We start from the raw sequence: 19,208 nt of genomic DNA, 5'->3' as shown, positions 1-19,208 counted from the left end.
CGGCGACACCCGTCGACGATGGGCCGGACAGCGGTGCAGGAGACCCGGACATGACCGCGCAGGAAGACGCGGATCGCCGCGCCGGGCTACGGCCCGACGTCGTCGCCCGTTTCCTGGATCCCCACTCCGTCGCAATCGTCGGGGTCTCCACCGAGGTCACCGAGGCCTACAAAGCGGGTGGTCGGGCGGTGCTCGATCACCTCGGGACCTACGGCTACGCCGGGCGGGTATCCGTCATCCACCCGACGGCCGTCGAGGTCGACGGCCGTCCGGCTCTGCGGTCCCTGACCCTCCTGCCGGACGTGCCGGACGTGGTCGTCGTCGCGGTGCCGGCCCATCGGGTGCGGGGGGTGCTCGAACAGTGCGCGGCGGTCGGCGCTCGCCAGGTCCTGATGCTCACCGCCGGATTCGGCGACATGGGGGAGGAGGGCGAGCGGCTGGAGCACTCGCTGCTGGAGTACGCGCGGGAGCAGGGAATCAACGTCGTCGGCCCCAACAGCACCGGGCTGATCACGGTGCGCACCGGACTGGCGTTGAGCATGACCTCGGTCCTGACCGGTGGGGAACCGATTCCCGCCGGCGGCCTCGCGATCATCGCCCAGAGCGGGGCGATCGGGAGCACCGTGGTCGAGCGTGCCAAGGTGGCCGGAGTCGGCGTCTCGCATGTCGTGAGCACCGGCAACCAGCGCGACATGGATGTCCCCGACTTCCTCGCGTACTTCGCCGGCGCCCCGGACGTCCACACGGTCGCGGCGTACCTGGAGTCCATCCGCGACGGCGAACTGCTCGCGCGGGCGGTTCGCGAGCTCACCCGGGCGGGCAAACGGTTCATCGTCTATCTCGGGGGCCGTACCTCCGCCGGGGAGCGCGCGGCCGCCAGCCACACCGGCAAGATCGTCGGGCGGGGCCAGCTCGAACTGGCCCTGCTGCGAGCGCTGGGCGCGACCGTGGTCGACGATCCGGACGACCTGTGGGTACTCGGCGGTGCCGATACCGGTGAGCCCGGCGGGCGTTTCCCGCGCCGCTGGGGGATGGTCGCGTACTCCGGCGGTATGGCCGTTCTCGCCACGGAGCAGCTCGCCGCGGCCGGGGTGACCTTCCCCGCGCTGTCGGGGGCGACGTTCGCCCGGGTGAAGGAGCGGGCTCCGTCCTTCACTGCGGCCCTCAACCCGCTCGACGTCGGTCCCGGGTCGATGCCGCACGACTTCCGGCACTACCTCGCCGCGGTGGCCGACGACCCGGCGGTCGAAGCGGTGTGTGTCCCGCTGCCGATGGGCGCGCGTGGGTGGAGCCAGTCCAGCGTCGATGACGTCCTCACGGTGCGCGAGAGCTCCCGCAAGCCGTTCGTCGTGCTCTGGTACGGCGGCCCGGCGCTCGGACCCCACATCGCCCTCCTGCGCGCCGCGGGCGTCCTGGTCGCGCAGACCCCGTCCGACCTCGGCCGGGTCGTCCGGGCCCTGCTCGGCCCGGCACGGGAGCCGACGCAGTTGGTGCTGTCGGGGACGGCCACGGCTGAGGCCGCCGGCGGGGTGGTCGGCGGGGCGGATGCCCTCATGCTGCTGGCGTCCGCCGGAGTCGACGTCTGCCCGATGCGGGTGTGCGCCGACGCTACCTTCTCGGTACTGAAGGCCGCAGAGGAGATCGGTTACCCCGTCGTCCTGAAGTCGGGTGACGCGGCGGTGGCGCACCGGACGGAGCTTGGCCTGGTCGCCGTCGGGCTCGGCTCCGCGCCGGTGGTGGCGGCGGCGCTGAGCGAGATGCGGGGCCGGTGGGCGGCGGACGGCCCCCGCCCCTGGATCGTGCAGAAGATGGTCTCCGGCGGTGTGGAACTGGTTCTCACCGTCCGTGACGCCGGTCCGCTGGGAGTGTTCGGGAGCTTCGGCCTCGGCGGCGCCGCGGTCGAAGTGCTCCGCGACGTGGAGTCGGTGCCGCTGCCGTGCGACGAGCCCACGCTGCGCCGGGCGGCGTCCCGACTGCGGACGGCGGAACTTTTTGAGGGGTTCCGGGGCGGCGAACCGGTCTCCTTCGCCTGGCTCGCCACGACCCTCAACGGGCTGGGCGAGGTGCTGCGGGCGCACGGGCTGGCGGAGATCGAGATCAACCCGGCGCTGGTATCGGCGCGCGGCGGCGTCGTCGTCGATGCGTTGCTCATCGCGAGTCCCGTCGACTTGACCAGTAAAAAATTGAGATTAGAATTAGAAAACGACGTTCACGCGTGATTCCGTGCGTAACGCGAGCCTTTCCCGAATGAGGTTCCCGATGTCAGAGGCAGTCTTACCGGTCTTCGACTGCGACCAGCACTACTACGAGCCCCTGGACGCGTTCACTCGGCACTGCCCGAAGGGCTGGGCCGAACGCACGGTGCAGGTCGCGACCATCGACAATAGGGTACGCCTGATCGTCGGGGGAAAGACGGATAAAACCGTCACGAACCCGACCTTCGACCCCATCGTCCAGCCGGGCGTCATGGCCGACTACTTTCGGGGCAACAAGGCCGGAAAGCCGCTCGCGGAGTACCTCGCCCAGCGCGAGCCGCTCCCGGCCCACTACCGCGACCGCGAGGCCCGGATCACCCGGATGGACTCCCAGGAGCTCCAGGCCATCTGGTTGCTGCCCTCCCTCGGCATGGGCATCGAGGAGAGCCTCCAGTACGACGTCGCCGCCGCGGCCGTCGCGTTCAGGGCGTTCAACCGCTACCTGCTGGACGACTGGGGATACAACCACGCCGACCGCATCTTCACCGCGCCGTACCTCGCCTTCGGTGACGTAGACGCTGCCGTGGCCGAGGTCGAACACGGCCTGGCCCACGGGGCCCGCCTGTTCGTGGTCCGCCCGCAGGCGGTCTACACCGCGGACGGTTGGGTGAGTCCCGGCAGTGCGCGTTTCGATCCGATCTGGGCCCGGATCGCGGAGGCCGGCGCGACCTGTGTCCCGCACGTCGGCGAGGTGGGCGGGGCGGGTCTGGACAAGTACGTCGAGCACCACGGCAACATCATCGGCGGTGTCGCCCCGCCGCTGGAGGTCGCCGTGGGCCACGACCGGGCGATCGGCACCTACCTCGGAGCGCTGGTCTGCGACAAGCTGTTCGAGCGGTTCCCGACGCTGCGGATTGCGTCGGTAGAGAACGGCGCCGAGTTCCTTCCGCTCCTGCTGGCCGGCCTCAACCGGGCGGGTTTCCAGCGGCCCGGTTTCTTCGCCTCGGACCCCGTGGCGCAGTTCAAGGAGCACGTCTGGGTGTCCCCCTTCTGGGAGGACGATCTGATCGAGGTCGTCGGGCATCTGGGCGTGGACCACGTGATCTTCGGGTCCGACTACCCCCACCCCGAGGGACTCGCCGAGCCCCGGGACTACGAGAAGACCGTGGCCGAGCTCGACGACCCGGTCGCCGAGCGCAAGATCCTCTGGTCCAACACCGCCGCGCTGACCGGCCTCGGCTGACCGGCCAGGCGCGGCCGTCATGGAGCTGAGGGACAAGGTCGTCGTCGTCACCGGTGGTGCGAACGGCATGGGAGAGGCGATGTGCCGGCGGTTCGCCGCCGAGGGGGCCTCGATGGTGGTCTGCGACATCGATGCCGCCGGCACGCGGCGCGTGGCCACAGAGGTCGGCGGTCTCGGTCGGGTGGTAGATGTGCGCGACGAGGCCCAGATCCGTGCGCTCGTGCGGGATGTCATCGAGGTGCGGGGCCGGATCGACGTCTTCGTCGCCAACGCGGGTGTCCTGTGGGGCGAGCCGCACGACGGCGTGACGCCGCTGCAGGACCGGGGCAATGTCTGGGCCTCGAACGCCGCGTGGCAGGAGATGTGGGACGTCAACGTGATGGCCCAGGTGTACGCGGCCCGGGCGGTGCTGCCCCACATGCTCGCGCGGGGTGAGGGATACCTCGTCCAGAACGCGTCGGCGGCGGGACTGTTGACCGCGCTCGGGAATGCTCCCTACACGGCGAGCAAACACGCCGTGGTGGGGCTCACGGAGTGGCTGTCGATTCATCATGGCGCGCAGGGCATCAAGGTGTCGTGCATCGTCGCCGAAGGGGTACGCACCGACATGCTGCGCGGCGCGCAGGGTGAATGGTTCGCCGTGGCGGGAGCCATAGACCCCGACGATGCAGCGGCGGCCGTCGTGGCGGGTATCCGAACGGAGCAGTTCCTTATTCTCACGCATCCGAAAGTGGAGCAGTACTTCCGCGGGAAGGCCGCGGATTACGACGGCTGGCTCACGAGGATGCGTCGCCTGCACGCGAAGACACCGCGATGACGGTGATGACGGGAGCGGACATGATCGAACGTGACAGTCTTTTCATCGACGGCGGTTGGCGGGCGTCGGCCGGAGAACGGATGCTGGACGTCCACGGTGCCGCGACGGGCAAGGTCCTGGGACGGGTGCCCGACGGTACCGCGGCGGACGTCGACCTGGCGGTCGCCGCCGCACGTCGGGCCTTCCCCACCTGGTCGGGTGCGCCGCTCGAGGAGCGGCTCGGTCTCCTGGCCCGGGTGGAGACCCTGATGGCCGAGAGGGCTGAGGACCTGGCCCGGCTCATCTCCAGCGAGGTGGGAACCCCGATCAAGGTCTCCCGTCTGGTTCAGGTGGGCCTGCCGATCCGGGTGCTGGCGACCTACCGTGAACTGCTGCCGACGCTGCCGATCGAGGAACGGATCGGTGACTCGCTGGTAGTGCGTGAGCCGATTGGCGTGGTCGCGGCCATCACGGCGTGGAACTACTCCCTGCAGCAGGTGGTCGGAAAGGTGGGTGCCGCCCTGGCCACGGGCTGCACCGTCGTGGTCAAGCCGTCCGAGGTCGCACCGCTGTCGGCGTTCGTGTTCGCCGATCTCATGGCGGAGGTGGGCTTCCCGCCAGGGGTGTTCAACCTGCTCTCCGGCACGGCGGCCGCGGTCGGGGAGCCGTTGGTCGCCCACCCCGGCGTCGACATGATCCACTTTACCGGCTCGACCGCGGCGGGACGCCGGATCGGGGCGGCGGCGGCGCAGACCGTCAAACGTGTCGCGCTGGAACTGGGCGGCAAGTCGGCCACCATCATCCTCGACGACGCCGACCTCGCACAGGCCGTGAAGGTCGGCGTCGCCAACTGCTTCACCAACTCCGGCCAGACCTGCACGGCCTGGACCCGCATGCTCGTCCCGCGTGACCGCCTCGGCGAGGTCGAGGATCTGGTGATGGCCCGGCTCCAGGGATACCGCGCCGGCGATCCGCTCGAGCCCTCGACCAACTTCGGACCGCTCGTGTCCGAGGCCCAGCAGAGCCGGGTTCGCGAGCACATCGAGCGGGCCCTCGCCGAGGGTGCCCGTCTCCTGGCCGGTGGCACGCAGCCGCCGCCGGGAGCCGCCGACGGCTACTTCGTCGCGCCGACCGTCTTCACCGACGTCCGCCCGGATATGGGAATCGCGCGCGAGGAGGTCTTCGGCCCGGTGCTGGCGATCATTCCCTACGGCGACGAGGACGAGGCGGTCGAGATCGCCAACGCGAGCATCTACGGTCTCGCCGGTGCCGTGTGGTCGGCCGATCCGGCGCGGGCGCAGCGGGTCGCGCGCCGGCTGCGGACCGGGCAGGTCGACATCAACGGCTCGTGGTTCAACCCGCTCGCTCCGTTCGGTGGTTACCGACAGTCCGGCACCGGCCGAGAGCTGGGTGTTCACGGCCTGCTCGAGTTCTACGAGCTCAAGGCGCTGCAGCTCGGCCCGTCCGCTTGAGGAGGAGATCATCCGGTGGACTTCACCCCGAACACGGACATTGACCTCATCCGGGACGCGATCCGGGGCATTTGCCGGAAGTTTGACGACGAGTACTGGGCCGAGCGCGATGCGAAGCACGAGTTCCCGTGGGACTTCTACGCCGCGCTCGCCGAGGGTGGCTGGATCGGTATCGCCATCGGAGAGGACTACGGCGGCGGCGGGCGCGGCATCGTTGAAGCTTCGGTCATCCTGCAGGAGATAGCGGCGTCCGGCGCGGCGATGAACGGCTGCAGCGCTGTTCACCTTTCCATCTTCGGAATGCATCCGGTAGAGAAGTACGGGTCGGCCGAGCTGAAGCGGCGCTACCTCCCGCGGGTGGCGGACGGCAGCCTGCATATCGCCTTCGGCGTCACCGAACCCGATGCGGGAACCGAGACCCTCGCCATTCGGACGTCCGCGGTGCGCGAGGGGGACCACTACCGCGTGCGGGGGGCGAAAGTATGGACCTCGAAGGCGCTGGACGCGGACCGCGTCCTGCTTCTGGTGCGCACCACGCCGGCGGAGGAATGCGTGCGGCGCACCGACGGGCTGACGTTGCTCATGGCCGATCTCACCGATCCCGCGGTCACCATCACCCCGATCGCGAAGGCGGGCCGCAACGCGGTCTCCTCGTGCGAAACGGTCTACGACGACCTGATGGTTCACGTCTCTGACCGGGTCGGGGAGGAGGGACACGGCTTCCGCTACCTCCTCGACGGTCTGAACGCGGAGCGCGTGCTCATCGCCTCGGAGGCGATCGGCATCGGCGTGGCCGCCCTGCGTCGCGCGGTCGCCTACGCCAACGATCGGGTGGTATACGGCCGCCCGATCGGGACCAATCAGGGGGTGGCGTTCCCGCTCGCGGACGCCCATGCTCGGCTACGGGCCGCGGAACTGGTCACCCGCCAGGCCGCGTGGGCGATCGACCAGGGACTTTCCGCGGGCGCCGAGGCCAACACGGCGAAGTACCTCGCCGCGGAGGCCGGTTTCGCCGCGGCCGACGCGGCTCTACAGACGCACGGTGGCTTCGGCTACGCGGAGGAGTACCACGTCGTCCGCTACTGGCGGGAGGCGAGGCTCATGAAGATCGCCCCGATCCCGCAGGAGCTCATCCTCGCCTACCTCTCCCAACACGTCCTCGGTCTTCCGAAGAGCTACTGATGCGACCGGCTCGAGCGTCCCCCGCCCGGTCCCGGCCACGTGAGTCACCAGTGCACGACATCCGAGGAGGAACAGTGAGCACGGTTGCCAACCTGGCGCCGAACAACGGTGGTGAAACGCGCATCGGCGAGGCGGGCAAGCACGTCGGACGCGTCTTCGGAGACTGGTTACGCGAGGAGGCGGGGCTTGATCCCGACCGCCACTTCGTGCAGTGCGCGAGTCCGTGGATGACGCTCGGTGAGCTGGACCGACTCTCCGACCGGGTCGCCGCGGGGCTCCAGCAGCTTGGCGTCGGCAAGGGCGACCGGGTCGCGGTGAATCTGCCCAATCGCATCGAGTACGTCGTCCTCATCTGCGCGATCGCCAAGACCGGGGCGATTCAGGTGCCGTTGAACACCTATCTGCGGGGAGAGTTTCTGCGCCACCAGCTCGTTCAGACGACGCCCCGGGTGTACATCGGTGACGCCCAGGCGCTCCACCTGCTGGCGCCGTTGCTGTCCGACAGCGGTATCCGGGACCTCGTCCTCGTCGGTGCCGGTGCCGGTGCCGGTTCCGGTGACGACGGCGATCGGGCCGCTCTGCCCGATGCGCTGCCCTACGTCGATCTGGAGAGGTGCGGCGCGGATCTCCGGCCCGTGGACATCGGGTCGGATGATGTCTGCGTGATCATCTTCACCTCGGGTACGACCGGCGCTTCCAAGGGCTGCACCATCACCCATGGTTACTACTGCAACCTGGTCACGGTCTTCGTCGACTATGGCTGGTACGAGCCCGGCGACGTCGTTTTCGGGGCCAACCCGCTCTTTCACTTCAGTGGGCAGACCTGGCTCGTGGCGGCCGCGCTCGCCGTGCGGGGCTCGGTCGTCGTGGAACCCGCCTTCAGCGCCAGGACCTATATGGCCCGCATCCGGGAGACCGGTGCCACGGCGGCCATGGGCATGGGCGCGATGGGACTGGCCATCCTCGCGACACCGGCCCTCGCCGACGAGCGGAACCACCGTCTCCGGCACATTACCTTCATGCCGTCGTCGCCGGATCTCATCAGGGCGTTCGCCGAACGGTTCGGTATCGAACCCTTCGCCGAGGTCTTCGGCCAGTCGGAGTGCTGGCCGGCTCTGCTCGGCGACCCGCGCGGCCCGCGGTGTCCCGGGAGCATGGGCACGGTGACGCCCGGTCTGCAGGTCAAGCTCATGGATGAGGAGGGCCGGGAGGTTCCGGTCGGTCAGGTCGGCGAGATCGTCATCCGTCCGGACGCGCCCCATCGACTCTTCTCGGGGTACTGGAACAACGATGCCGCGACGGTGGAGGCCTTTCGTGACCTGTGGCATCACACCGGAGACAGCGGCCGCATGGACGAGCGCGGTTACTTCTGGTTCGTCGACCGGAAGAAGGATTCTCTTCGTCGACGCGGAGAGAACGTGTCGTCCATGGAGCTCGAAGCCGCGATCATGAACCATACCGCCTTCGCGGCGGTCGCTGTGCACGCGGTGCCGTCGGAGCTGTCCGAGGACGACATCAAGGCCTGTATCGTGCTCAGATCCGGCGTGACGGTCGACCTGGCGGAGCTGTTCGAGTTTTTCCGCCACAACCTGCCGTATTACGCGATTCCTCGGTACGTCGAGTACTTCGACGCGCTTCCGGTCAATGTCAATGGACGGGTCCAGAAGTTCAAGCTGCGCGAGCGCGGCATCACGGACACGACCGCCGACCTCCAGGCGCTGGGGTTCGTCGTCGCCAGGTCGGATCGGCGCGCCACCTGACGAACGCGCGCCACCTGACGAACGCGCTCTCACCTGGCGACGCGGGTGCGCCGGGCCGGCAGAAGGCCGCCCGGCGCATTCGCGTCGTCAGGACGTGGGGGCGACGGCGGCCGAGCGGCCCGAGGCGAGCGCCCGAAGGTCGAAGCCCGGGCGTGTGAGGTCCACCGGCCGTAGCGGGATGCCGAGTTCCAGCAGCCTGCGTGCGGCGAGATGATCAGCGGGCCGATTGACGGACTCCACCCCGAGCAGCCGATCGCCGGCGAAACAGAACGCGGAGAAGCGTTCCTGCTCGGCTTCGCCGTACATGACGACGGTGTCCCGGCCGGTCGGCAGGCCGGCGATCTGAATCTTGAGATCCGCCTGGTCGCTCCAGAACCAGGGCACAGCCCGGAAGTACTCCGCGCGGCCGGCGAGTGCGGCGGCGACGGCTCGTGCCTGCGCCACCGCGTTCTGGACGGATTCCAGGCGCAGCTGACGGCCGTCCGCGTAGGCGCAGGGAAAGCTCGCGCAGTCGCCGATGGCCCAGACGTGTGGATCGGACGTGCGCAGATGCGGGTCGGTGACGATGCCGTTGTCGACGAGCAGCCCGGCCTCCGCGGCGACCTCGGTGTTGGGGACCGCGCCGATTCCGACGAGGACAAGGTCCGCCGGAACCGAGCGGCCGTCCGACGTCCACACGGCGCGTACCTGCCCGTGGGTTCCGGTAATGGCGGCGGCGCTGGTGCCGAGATCGATCCGCATCCCGCGCCGCCGGTGCGCCTCGACGAGGAAGGAGGCGGTGCCGGGCGACAGAACGCGGGCCATGAGCTGCTCGGCGACCTCGAACACCGTCGTGGCGATGCCCAGCCCGACCGCCGTGGCGGCGATTTCGAGACCGATGAAGCCGCCGCCGATGACGACGACGGAGCTCGCTGCCGGCAGTCGTCGGCGCACCTCCTCGGCATCCGCGAGACTGCGGAGTGTGAGCACTCCGTCCAGGTCGGCCCCGTCGATGGGCAGGCCGCGGTTGCGCGCGCCGAGGGCCAGGACGAGGTCGTGGTACTCCAGCCGCTCCCCGCTCCCGAGCCCCACCCTGCGGGCGTCCACATCGATGCTGGTCACCGGGGTTCCCAGCCGCAGTTCGACGTCGATGTCGTCGTAGAACGAGGGTGGTCGCAGCGCGAGCCGCTCGGGCGGAACCTTGCCGGTGAGGTAGCCCTTCGACAGGGGCGGACGTTGGTAGGGCGCGTGGCGCTCCGCACCAACGAGCACGATCCGGCCCTGGAAGCCCTCGTCCCGCAGCGATGCCGCAGCCTGGCTTCCGGCCTGCCCGGCCCCGGCGACGACGACCGTCCGATTCGACATCAGTACTGCTCCGGTGGCACGCGCACGACCAGCCCGTCGGTCTGGGGACTCAGCGGGAGCTGGCAGGACAGGCGGCTGGTCGGCTCGCGGGGGCAGGCCGTGAAGTCGAGCATCTCCTCCTCGTCGCCGGACGCCTCGGGCAGCGCGTCGATCGGGCCGTCGTGGACATACACGTGGCAGGTCGCGCAGGCGAGTGTGCCGCCGCATTCGGCCACCACCTCCGTGATGCCGGCGCTCACGGCGGTCTGCATGATCGACGTGCCGTCGGCGCCGTCGACCACGGTCGTCTCACCGTTGGGCCGGATGAACGTCACTTTGGGCATGACTCGCCTCCTCCTCGGCGTGTGCGCCGGGACCAGCCCGCCCGCGCGCTCTGGACCCAGCCGTCCGTGCTGGCACCGGTCTTGACCTAATTTGAATCTAACGCAGATTATAGAGCCTGGACGCGCCTTGCGCGACGCTCATCGACCAGGGCGGCGCAGTGGGGACCGACACCTGGCGGGAGAAATGATGGACGAGGCTGCTGCTGCGGCGGGCGAGACGACCGATGCTTCCTACGAGACGATTTCCTTCAGCCCGCTTGATCCGACCCTGGCGGACGACTTCTGGCCGAGGATGAACGCGCTGCGCGAGTCGTGCCCGGTGGCGTGGAGCGACCAGCCCTGGAGCGAGCGGAACGCCGGCTTCTGGGTGGTCAACGACTATGCGGACGTGATGACTGCCGCGACCAGTTGGAAGGCCTTCAGCAACGCACAGGGCGCCTCACCCGTCCAGTTCGACCTCGACGTGCTGCGGATGATCCCGCTGGAGACCGATCCTCCGCTGCACCGTGGGATCCGCCGCCTGCTGAATCCGTTCTTCGCGCCCGAGGCGCTCAAGAGCCAGGAGGAGGACATCCAGGGGCTGGTGGACCGGCTCCTCGACCGCTGCGCGGAGAGCGGCTCCGTCGACTTCGTCGCGAGCTTCGTCAACCTCCTGCCGCCCCTGGTCTTCTTCGAGGGCTTCCTCGAGCAGAAGGAGTCGGAGATCGGCTGGGTGCTCGAGGTCCTCGAGATCCTGCTCACCCGTCCGGAACGCGCCATGGAGGTTGCGCCCAGACTGCTGGGCTGGGGTGCGGCGCTCCTCGAACAGCGCCGCGGTGAGGGCCGCCGGGACGATCTCGCGGGCACCATCGCCCACATGGGTCTGACCGGCGACGATGGGCTGCACCTCGACGAGAAGCAGCGTATCGAGACCATCAACCTCATGATCATGGCGGGCATGGAGACGACCATGGGCGGTCTGGGGAGCATCGGCTATTACCTCGGCACCCACCAGGCGGTGCGCGCGGAGCTCCGCGACGCGGACGACCAGTTGCTCGGCCGGGTCGTCGAGGAGTTTCTGCGCTTCGAGTCCCCGGTGCCGACCGCCGGTCGCACCGTGGCCGAGGCCACCCGGATGAGCGGGTGCCCGATGAGGGTGGGCGATCGTGTCCTGCTCAACTGGGCTGCCGCCAACCGGGACCCGGAGCAGTTCCCCGAGCCGGACACCCTCGACTTCGCACGCGAGAACGCGTCCTCCCACGTGGCCTTCGGCGCCGGCATCCACCGCTGCCTCGGTAACCATCTCGCCCGGCGTGAGCTCAAGGCGAGCATCAGGGCCATCTGCGCGCTGAGCCGTTTCGAGATCGACCCGGACTTCACGCCGAAGTACCGGCCTGGTTTCGCCCGCGGTCCGATCAGCCTGCCCGTCACTGTCGCGCGCTGACACCACCCGCTGGTGGGGCCGTCGCGGTCGCGGCCCCACCAGCACCCGCACCTCGCGAAGCTCTTGACCAGATTCAAAATCAGTGTAGATTTTGACAAATATTCTGTGATGATGGACACATTTATCGAGGGGTCGGCGGCGTGGAGACGGGCCGGCATCCGACTGGAGGAGACACGGTGTCCCACACGACGATCCGGTTGCCGCGGGCCTCGGCAGGGCGCCGATGCCGCGCATTGATCCCGACGGCGTTACTCGCGGCGGCCGTCGCTCTGGCTGCCTGTGGAAGCTCGGACGGCGGCCAGGAGGCACAAGCCCCGCCGTCCGGGTCAGGGGCATCAGGGTCAGGGTCCGCTCAGGTGACCGCGGCCCGGGCCGCGGTCGACAAGCTCCTCAGAGCGCCGACGTCCATCGGCATCGACCAGCCGCTGCGGGAAAAGCCGCGCGGCGGCCAGACCATCGTGTTCCTGTCCTGCGAGACCGGGCTGTGCCAGGTGCTCGGCAGCGGGATGAAGGATGCGGCCCACGCCGCCGGCCTGCAGTACAAGAGCCTGCCGATCACGTTGGCCAACCCCGCGACGCTGATCGCCGGGATGCAGCAGGCCCTCCAGATGAACCCGAAGCCGGTCGGGGTGGTCTTCGCCGGCATCCCGGAGGCCGTCTGGGCCGGCCAGGTGCCCGCCTTCGAGAAGGCCGGTGTGCCGCTCATCCCGGTGGCGGTGGGGGAGGTCAAGACCGGGCCGGCGGTACCCGCCGGGCTCGACGGTCCGGTCGACGCCCGAGCGCAGGCCGCCGCCGTCGCGAACTACTTCATCGCCGACTCGAACGGCAAGGGCAAGGCCCTGGCCGTCAACGTCCCTGACGTCGGCGCACTCAAGATCGCCGTCGATGCCTTCACGACAACCGTGCGGAAGGGATGCACCGACTGCGTCACCGACACGGTCGACGTGACGCTGGCGCAGGTCGCGAGCAACGGCGTGGTTCCCGCGGTCGTCTCCGCGCTGCAGCGCAAGCCGGACATCACCTACGTGATGACCCCTCAGGGCGAATGGACCCAGGGTCTGCAGGCCGCGGTGCGGGCGGCCGGCCTGGACAAGGTCCAGCTCATCGGGATCAACCCGGCGAAGTTCAACCAGCAGGAGCTGCTGACCGGAGACTCCGCCGCGTTCAGCCTTCTCCCCTTCAAGATCATGGCGTGGAAGGGTGTCGACATCGCGCTGCGCCACGCCGAGGGAACACCGGTGCGGGACAGCGACGTGCTGCTGCCGCTCCAGCTGCTGACCAAGGCGACCGTCGGCACGCCGGCGGACTCCATCGACCGTCCGACCGACTATCAGGCGCAGTTCACCAAGCTGTGGAAGCTCTCGTGACGGCCGGGTTACCTCGGCCGCCCGCCGGCGATGCCGAGGCGACCACACACCGCCTGGAGGTCCGGGGACTGACGAAGACCTTCGTCGCGACACCGGCGTTACGGGCGCTCGACCTCACGATCGCGCCCGGTGAGGTGCACGCGTTGCTGGGCGAGAACGGCTCCGGCAAGTCGACCTTCATCAAGATTCTCTCCGGCTACCACACACCCGACCCGGGGGGAGAGGTCTTCGTCGGCGGATCTCCGTTACCCTTCGGCGCTCCGGATTCCTCCTACGACCTCGGCTGTCGCTTCGTCCATCAGGATCTCGGCCTGGTGGAGAGCCTCTCCGTCGCAGACAATTTGTCGCTCACGACAGGCTTCCCCACGCGGTGGGGGACGGTGCGCGGGCGTGAGCTACGGCGGCGCGTCGCGGCGGCCCTGGAGATCGTCGGCCTGGACATCGATCCCCACCAGCCCGTCTCCGCGTTGTCGCCGGCGATGAAGACCGGTGTCGCGGTGGCGCGGGCCCTGCGGGAGGACGACGGGAGGGCGGCCGGCCTGCTCGTCCTCGACGAGCCCACGGCCACCCTGCCGGTGGAGGAAGTCCGGCATCTGCTGGAGATCGTCCGGACCATCTCCGCCCGCGGTATCGGTGTCGTTTATGTCACCCACCATCTGGACGAGGTCTTCGAGCTCGCCGACCGGGTGAGCGTCCTGCGGGACGGTCAGAAGGTGGTCACCACCTCGGTGCGCGACATCGATCACACGACCCTCGTTCACCATCTCATCGGTCGGGGGCTCGATGAGGCCCAGGCGGCCTCCACGGCGCTTCCGGTCGGCGAGGACGTCGTGCTCGCCGTGGCCGATCTCGCGGCCGGCCCGCTGCGCGACATAGACCTGCGGGTCCGGGCGGGGGAGGTGGTCGGCATCGCCGGACTGACCGGGTCGGGTCGGGACACATTGCTACCCGCGATCTTCGGAGCCGTCGCCCGGTCCCGGGGAACGGTGCGGGTCGGCGCTGGTGCCCGGCCCGTCGCCGGCCCGCGGGACTCCATCGCGGCCGGCCTGGTGTACCTGCCGGCGGACCGCAAACTCCACGGGGGAGTGATGAGCCTGACCGCGCGGGAGAATCTCACGCTTCCTCGGCTCGGTGATTTCTGGCGAGCCCCCCTGCTGCGCCGGCGGGCGGAGTCGTCTCAGGCGCGCGACTGGTTCGCGCGCCTGGACGTCCGCCCGGCCGACGCGGCGGAGAGGCCGCTGTTCTCGCTCAGCGGAGGCAACCAGCAGAAGGTGCTCGTCGCGAAATGGCTACGGTGCTCGCCGACGGCGCTGCTGCTCGACGAGCCGACCCAGGGCGTCGACATCGGTGCGAAGGCGGAGATCCATCGGCAGCTGCTCGCCGCGGTGGCGGCCGGCGCGGGTGCGGTCGTGAGCTCCGCCGACATCGACGAGGTCGTGGCGCTGTCCCACCGGGTGCTCGTCCTGCGGGCCGGGCAGGTGGTCGCCGAGCTCGTGGGTGACGAGATCTCGGTCGCCACGATCACCCGCGAGTCTCTCGGTTCGGGGGCCGCGACGCAGGCGAGCGCGGCATGAGCACGCGGCGCGGTCTCCGCCTCGGTTTCGACCGGTTCAGCGGCCTCTACCTCTGGGCGCTGTTCATCGTGGTCTTCGGTATCTGGACCCCGGACCTCTTTCTCACCACGGGCACCCTGCATTCGGTGGCCTCCCAGCAGGCCGTCGGCGCGATCGTCGCCCTCGCGGTCCTGATGCCCATGGCCGCCGGGGCCTACGACCTCTCGGTCGGGGCGACCGTGAACCTGGCCGCGATCCTGGTCACGGTGCTCCAGACGGAGCAGGGGTGGGGAATGTGGCCCGCCATCGGTGTCACGGTGGCGGCCAGCCTGGCGGTGGGCGTCGTCAACGGCTTCATCGTCACGAGGCTGAAGGTGAACTCGTTCATCGCCACCCTCGGCTCCGCGTCCATCATCCTGGCCGTGCAGTCGATCGTGTCGGGCCAGAGCCAGCCTCTCCCGCCGGCCTCCCGTGCGTGGACGCAACTCACCCAGCGTGAGGTGGCCGGGTTCCAGCTCATCGTGCTCTACCTTCTCGTCATCGCCGTGCTGGCCTGGTGGGCGCTGAACCACACGCCCGCGGGCCGCTACGTCCACGCGGTTGGTGGCAACGTGGAGGCGGCGCGGCTGTCGGGAGTCCGCACGCGGCTGTGGACGTTCCTCATGCTGGTCACCTCCAGCACCTTGTGCGGCGTCGCGGGTGTCCTGTACGCCTCACTCAGCGGCCCGTCGCTCACCTTCGGCGGCGCGCTTCTGCTGCCCGCGTTCGCCGCGGTGTTCCTCGGGTCCACGCAGCTCACCCCGGGACGCTTCAACGTCTGGGGGACGCTGATCGCGATGTACGCCCTGGCCACCGGGATCAAGGGACTTCAGCTCGTCACCGGTGTCCAGTGGCTCGCGGACATCTTCAACGGCACCGCCGTGATCACCGCCGTCGCCTTCGCCGTCTGGCGGCAGGGCAGGGTGGTCACCCGTGGTCGCGACGCCACGCGAACCGCCACGACGAGCGAGGAACCACCGCCCGATCCACCCGATCCCGACCCGGCCCTGCCGGAGAAGTCGCCCGAGGCGGCTGCGTCGGTCCAATAACGGTATCGCTTGAAATCTAATCAAATGCAGAGTAGAAAAATGAGGAAGCTTGCCTTGCCGCTGCATCGACGCGGTGGCAAGCCGTTCCCGAATGGTCGTTGAGGGAGAACACATGGGATCGCTGGACGGTCGCGTGGCCATCGTCACCGGCGCGGGACGTGGCATCGGGGCATCGGTCGCGAAGCTCTTCGCGCTGGAAGGCGCGTCGGTCGTTGTCAATGACGTCGGCGCGTCGCTGAGCGGACTGGAGTCCGACGGCAGCCCGGGTGAGGAGCTCGTGCGCGAGATTCAGGCCTTGGGAGGCAAGGCGCTGGCCAACGGGGCCGACGTCAGCGATCACGAAGCCGTCCGGGAGATGGTGGCGTCCGCCGTCGACACCTTCGGCAAGCTCGACATCCTCGTCAACGTCGCCGGCATTCTGCGAGACCGGATGATCTTCAACATGACCGAGGCCGAATGGGACGCGGTCATCCGGGTGCATCTCAAGGGCCACTTCAACACCATTCAGTCCGCGTCGGCGTACTGGCGGCAGCTCGGGGACCTAAACGCCCAGCACCGCGTCATCAACTACACCTCCCGCGCCGGTCTGCACGGTGCCCCCGGGCAGCCGAACTACTCCGCGGCCAAGATGGGGATCGTCGGTCTCACGTACTCCTGCGCCGTCGCGTTGAAGCGGTATGGCGTCACCACCAACGCGATCTCACCGGCCGCAGCGACTCGGATGACCGACACCGCGCGCAAGTCGGGCGTGGACGGACTTGGCCAGGACGAGCTGTCGCCGGACAACATTGCGCCCCTCGCGGCCTGGCTCGCCTCCGAACAGTCCGGATGGTGCAACGGTCATGTTCTTCACGCCCGCGGGCTGGAGATCAACCTGTACAGCGACCCGAAGCCCATCGCCACCGTCCGAGCGCCAGGAAAGGCATGGAACCTGGGAACCCTCGGCAAGGAACTCGAGGCCACCTTCCGGCCGATCACCGACGCCGCCCCGGCGAACCCCTTCGTATGAGCATCCGAGGCAAGGCCTTCATCGCCGGGGCCTACGAGCATCCCGGGCGCGAGCTCCCCGACCATTCGATCCCGCGAATCCACGCCGAGGTCGCGCTGGGTGCACTCGCCGACGCCGGACTGACCCTCGTCGACGTCGACGCCTACTTCTGCGCCGCCGACGCCCCGGGCCTGGGCGGGCTCGCCATGGCCGACTATCTCGGCCTGCGCGTCCGGTACATGGACAGCTCCGACATGGGCGGATCGGTCTACCTCAGTCACGTCGGCCACGCGGCGGCGGCCATCGCCGCCGGCAAGTGCAGCGTCGCCCTCATCACGCTCGGGGGGCGTCCCCGTACGACGTCACTGCGAGCGCCCGGCCAGCTCATGGGCGCACCCCCGGAAGCCGGATTCGAGCCGGTCTTCGGCCTGAACGTGAGCGCGGTGTACGCACTGGCGGCGGCCCGGCACGTGTATCGGTACGGCACGACCAGCGAGCAGCTCGCGGAGATCAAGGTGGCGGCATCACTGCACGCCCAGCACAACGAAAACGCCCTGCTCCGTAAGCCCGTCACCGTCGAGCAGGTCGTCTCCTCGCCCATGGTCAGCAGCCCGCTGCACCGACTCGACTGCTGCGTCGTCACCGACGGCGGCGGGGCGCTGGTTCTGGTCAACGAGGACATCGCCCGCGGCCTCGACCGGCGGTGCGTGAAGGTCCTCGGGCACGGCGAGGCGATCGAGCACAGCCACGGCGGCTGGCAGGACATCACCGTCACCGGCGCCGTGCGGTCGGGACGGGACGCCTTCGAGGAGGCCCGCGTCACTCCCGCCGACGTCGACTACGTCGGTCTGTACGACTCCTTCACCATCACCGCGCTGCTGGCCATCGAGGATCTCGGCTTCTGCGCGAAGGGCGAGGGCGGGCGCTTCGTCCTGGACGGCGCGCTGCACGCGCCACACGGCGTGCTGCCGTTCAACACCGACGGCGGCTCGCTGTGCAACAACCATCCCGCCAACCGTGGCGGGATGACCAAGATTATCGAGGCGGTCCGCCAGGTGCGTGGCGAGGCGCATCCCGCGGTGCAGGTACCCGGGTGCGAGATCGCCCTCACACACGGGACCGGCGGCTGGTTGACGACCCGCATGGGCAACGCGACGGTCATCCTCGGGAGGGAGGACGCGTGACGCTCCCCGCGCCGGTTCCGGACATCACGCCGGAGACCGAGACCTTCTGGAAGGCGACCGCGACGGGACGCCTGCTGATTCAGCGCTGTGCCGAGTGCGATCGGTGCGTGTGGTACCCGCGGTTTCTCTGCCCGGCCTGTCACAGCACCGACCTGCTGTGGATGGCGGCATCCGGGCGCGGCACGGTGCACAGCGCGACGGTGACCAGCCGCGGGATCCTCGACTACAAGGACGCGGGGAGCTACGTACTCGCGCTCGTCGAACTCGACGAGGGTCCCAAGATGCTCACGAACGTCGTGGAGTGCGACCCGGCCGAGGTGTTCATCGGGCAGTGCGTCGAGGTCGTCTTCCACGACACCGGCGCGGGCGTGGCGCTTCCCCGTTTCCGCCCGGTCACCGAGGCCGCCGCCATCCCTGGGGCCTGACATGGCACCGTCCCGCTTCGTCGTCGAGCAGGGTCACCTGCTCGCCTTCGGTCGTGCCATCGGGGCCCCGCCACCCGGCCTCGCCGGCCTCGCCGCGCTCGACCCTCCTGCGCCGGTGCCCCCGACCTTCGTCGCGGCGTCCGCGCTGCACGATCCGGAGCACCTGCGTAACCTTCGGCCGACCGGGCCGCTGGCGGCATCACCGGACGGCGGTTCCCTCCTGCACGCGGAGCAGCACTTCGAATACCACGCGCCGATCCGCGTGGGCGACGTTCTCGAGGTCGAGCGAACCGACGGCCGTCGGTGGGAGAGGAAAAGTCGCCACGGCGGCCGCCTGCGGTTCCGTGAAGTCATCACCGATTACCGGTTCCCGAACGGTGCGCTGAGCGTGCGGTCCCGGATGATCCTGGTGGAGACGCCACCCGCGGAGGGGATGCCATGATCCTCCCCCGGATCGGGGACCAGCGCCGGGCGGTGGTCTGTCCCGAAGTGACCCGCACGCAGATCGTGCAGTTCGCCGGCGCGACGGGCGACCTCAGCCCGCTGCACGTGGACGAGCCGGCCGCCGTGGAACTCGGTTACCCGTCGGTCATGGCCCACGGCATGCTCACGATGGCGGTGACGGGCTCGCTTCTCACCGAGTGGTGGGGCGACGACCGCCTCACCGCCTTCGGTGCCCGGTTTCTGGCCTCCGTGTGGCCCGGTGACGAACTCACGGCCGTGGCTGTCGTGACGGCGGTGCGGGAGGCCCGGCCGGGATCATGCGTCGATCTTCAGCTGACGACGACGAACCAGTCCGGCGTGGTGGTGCTGACCGGTACGGCGACCGTCCGCATGCTCGAGCCGGTGGGGGAATGACTGTGTG

Annotated in this window: 17 protein-coding genes; 15 read left to right on the top strand and 2 right to left on the bottom strand. The window is 69.4% G+C overall.

Annotated elements, in window-relative coordinates; genetic code table 11:
* Positions 1-50 precede the first annotated feature (50 nt).
* The 6 genes from AC5R91_RS08325 (at position 51) to AC5R91_RS08300 (ending at position 8,648) form a co-directional block, all read left to right on the top strand.
* Positions 51-2,219: an acetate--CoA ligase family protein gene (locus tag AC5R91_RS08325; RefSeq protein ID WP_495396575.1), complete on the top strand. Its 2,169-nt coding sequence runs from the start codon at positions 51-53 to the stop codon at positions 2,217-2,219.
* Positions 2,220-2,259: 40 nt separating this feature from the next.
* Positions 2,260-3,438, top strand: a complete 1,179-nt coding sequence (locus tag AC5R91_RS08320; RefSeq protein WP_495396574.1) for an amidohydrolase family protein — start codon at positions 2,260-2,262, stop codon at positions 3,436-3,438.
* A 19-nt stretch (positions 3,439-3,457) separates the two neighbouring features.
* Positions 3,458-4,255, top strand: coding sequence for an SDR family oxidoreductase (locus AC5R91_RS08315; RefSeq protein ID WP_009399388.1), 798 nt, complete (start codon positions 3,458-3,460; stop codon positions 4,253-4,255).
* A 20-nt stretch (positions 4,256-4,275) separates the two neighbouring features.
* Complete coding sequence (locus AC5R91_RS08310) at positions 4,276-5,706, top strand: aldehyde dehydrogenase family protein (RefSeq protein WP_495396573.1); 1,431 nt, start codon at positions 4,276-4,278, stop codon at positions 5,704-5,706.
* A 15-nt stretch (positions 5,707-5,721) separates the two neighbouring features.
* Complete coding sequence (locus AC5R91_RS08305; RefSeq protein ID WP_495396572.1) at positions 5,722-6,888, top strand: acyl-CoA dehydrogenase family protein; 1,167 nt, start codon at positions 5,722-5,724, stop codon at positions 6,886-6,888.
* 74 nt (positions 6,889-6,962) lie between these two features.
* Positions 6,963-8,648, top strand: coding sequence for an AMP-binding protein (locus tag AC5R91_RS08300; RefSeq protein ID WP_495396571.1), 1,686 nt, complete (start codon positions 6,963-6,965; stop codon positions 8,646-8,648).
* Between the two features lie 87 nt (positions 8,649-8,735).
* On the opposite strand, the gene AC5R91_RS08295 is transcribed toward AC5R91_RS08300, so the two are convergent.
* Together AC5R91_RS08295 and AC5R91_RS08290 are read right to left on the bottom strand one after the other, a co-directional pair.
* Positions 8,736-9,992, bottom strand: a complete 1,257-nt coding sequence (locus AC5R91_RS08295; RefSeq protein ID WP_495396570.1) for an NAD(P)/FAD-dependent oxidoreductase — start codon at positions 9,990-9,992, stop codon at positions 8,736-8,738.
* Positions 9,992-10,315: a 2Fe-2S iron-sulfur cluster-binding protein gene (locus AC5R91_RS08290; protein ID WP_009399400.1), complete on the bottom strand. Its 324-nt coding sequence runs from the start codon at positions 10,313-10,315 to the stop codon at positions 9,992-9,994. The genes AC5R91_RS08295 and AC5R91_RS08290 overlap by 1 nt, the downstream gene beginning before the upstream one ends.
* Positions 10,316-10,502: 187 nt before the next feature.
* Between AC5R91_RS08290 and AC5R91_RS08285 the strand changes: the two genes are divergently transcribed.
* From AC5R91_RS08285 to AC5R91_RS08245, 9 genes are all read left to right on the top strand, one after another.
* On the top strand, positions 10,503-11,738 hold the full coding sequence (locus AC5R91_RS08285) for a cytochrome P450 (protein WP_495396569.1): 1,236 nt from the start codon (positions 10,503-10,505) through the stop codon (positions 11,736-11,738).
* A 356-nt stretch (positions 11,739-12,094) separates the two neighbouring features.
* Positions 12,095-13,105, top strand: coding sequence for a sugar ABC transporter substrate-binding protein (locus AC5R91_RS08280; protein ID WP_495396568.1), 1,011 nt, complete (start codon positions 12,095-12,097; stop codon positions 13,103-13,105).
* Positions 13,102-14,679 carry a sugar ABC transporter ATP-binding protein gene (locus AC5R91_RS08275; protein WP_495396567.1) on the top strand — a complete coding sequence of 526 codons (1,578 nt, stop codon included), beginning with the start codon at positions 13,102-13,104 and terminating at the stop codon, positions 14,677-14,679. The genes AC5R91_RS08280 and AC5R91_RS08275 overlap by 4 nt, the downstream gene beginning before the upstream one ends.
* Positions 14,676-15,746, top strand: coding sequence for an ABC transporter permease (locus tag AC5R91_RS08270; RefSeq protein WP_495396566.1), 1,071 nt, complete (start codon positions 14,676-14,678; stop codon positions 15,744-15,746). Before AC5R91_RS08275 ends, AC5R91_RS08270 begins: the two co-directional genes overlap by 4 nt.
* A 112-nt stretch (positions 15,747-15,858) precedes the next feature.
* On the top strand, positions 15,859-16,755 hold the full coding sequence (locus tag AC5R91_RS08265) for an SDR family NAD(P)-dependent oxidoreductase (RefSeq protein WP_495396565.1): 897 nt from the start codon (positions 15,859-15,861) through the stop codon (positions 16,753-16,755).
* Positions 16,752-17,918 carry a thiolase domain-containing protein gene (locus AC5R91_RS08260; protein ID WP_495396564.1) on the top strand — a complete coding sequence of 389 codons (1,167 nt, stop codon included), beginning with the start codon at positions 16,752-16,754 and terminating at the stop codon, positions 17,916-17,918. The genes AC5R91_RS08265 and AC5R91_RS08260 overlap by 4 nt, the downstream gene beginning before the upstream one ends.
* Complete coding sequence (locus AC5R91_RS08255; protein WP_495396563.1) at positions 17,915-18,343, top strand: Zn-ribbon domain-containing OB-fold protein; 429 nt, start codon at positions 17,915-17,917, stop codon at positions 18,341-18,343. Before AC5R91_RS08260 ends, AC5R91_RS08255 begins: the two co-directional genes overlap by 4 nt.
* 1 nt (position 18,344) lies before the next feature.
* Complete coding sequence (locus tag AC5R91_RS08250; RefSeq protein ID WP_495396562.1) at positions 18,345-18,785, top strand: FAS1-like dehydratase domain-containing protein; 441 nt, start codon at positions 18,345-18,347, stop codon at positions 18,783-18,785.
* A complete protein-coding gene (locus AC5R91_RS08245) occupies positions 18,782-19,201 on the top strand; it encodes a MaoC family dehydratase (protein WP_495396561.1) in 420 nt (139 codons plus the stop codon). Before AC5R91_RS08250 ends, AC5R91_RS08245 begins: the two co-directional genes overlap by 4 nt.
* Positions 19,202-19,208 lie beyond the last annotated feature (7 nt).

The organism is Frankia sp. BMG5.60 (assembly GCF_059428125.1).
This window is presented reverse-complemented; position numbering and strand designations above follow the sequence as displayed.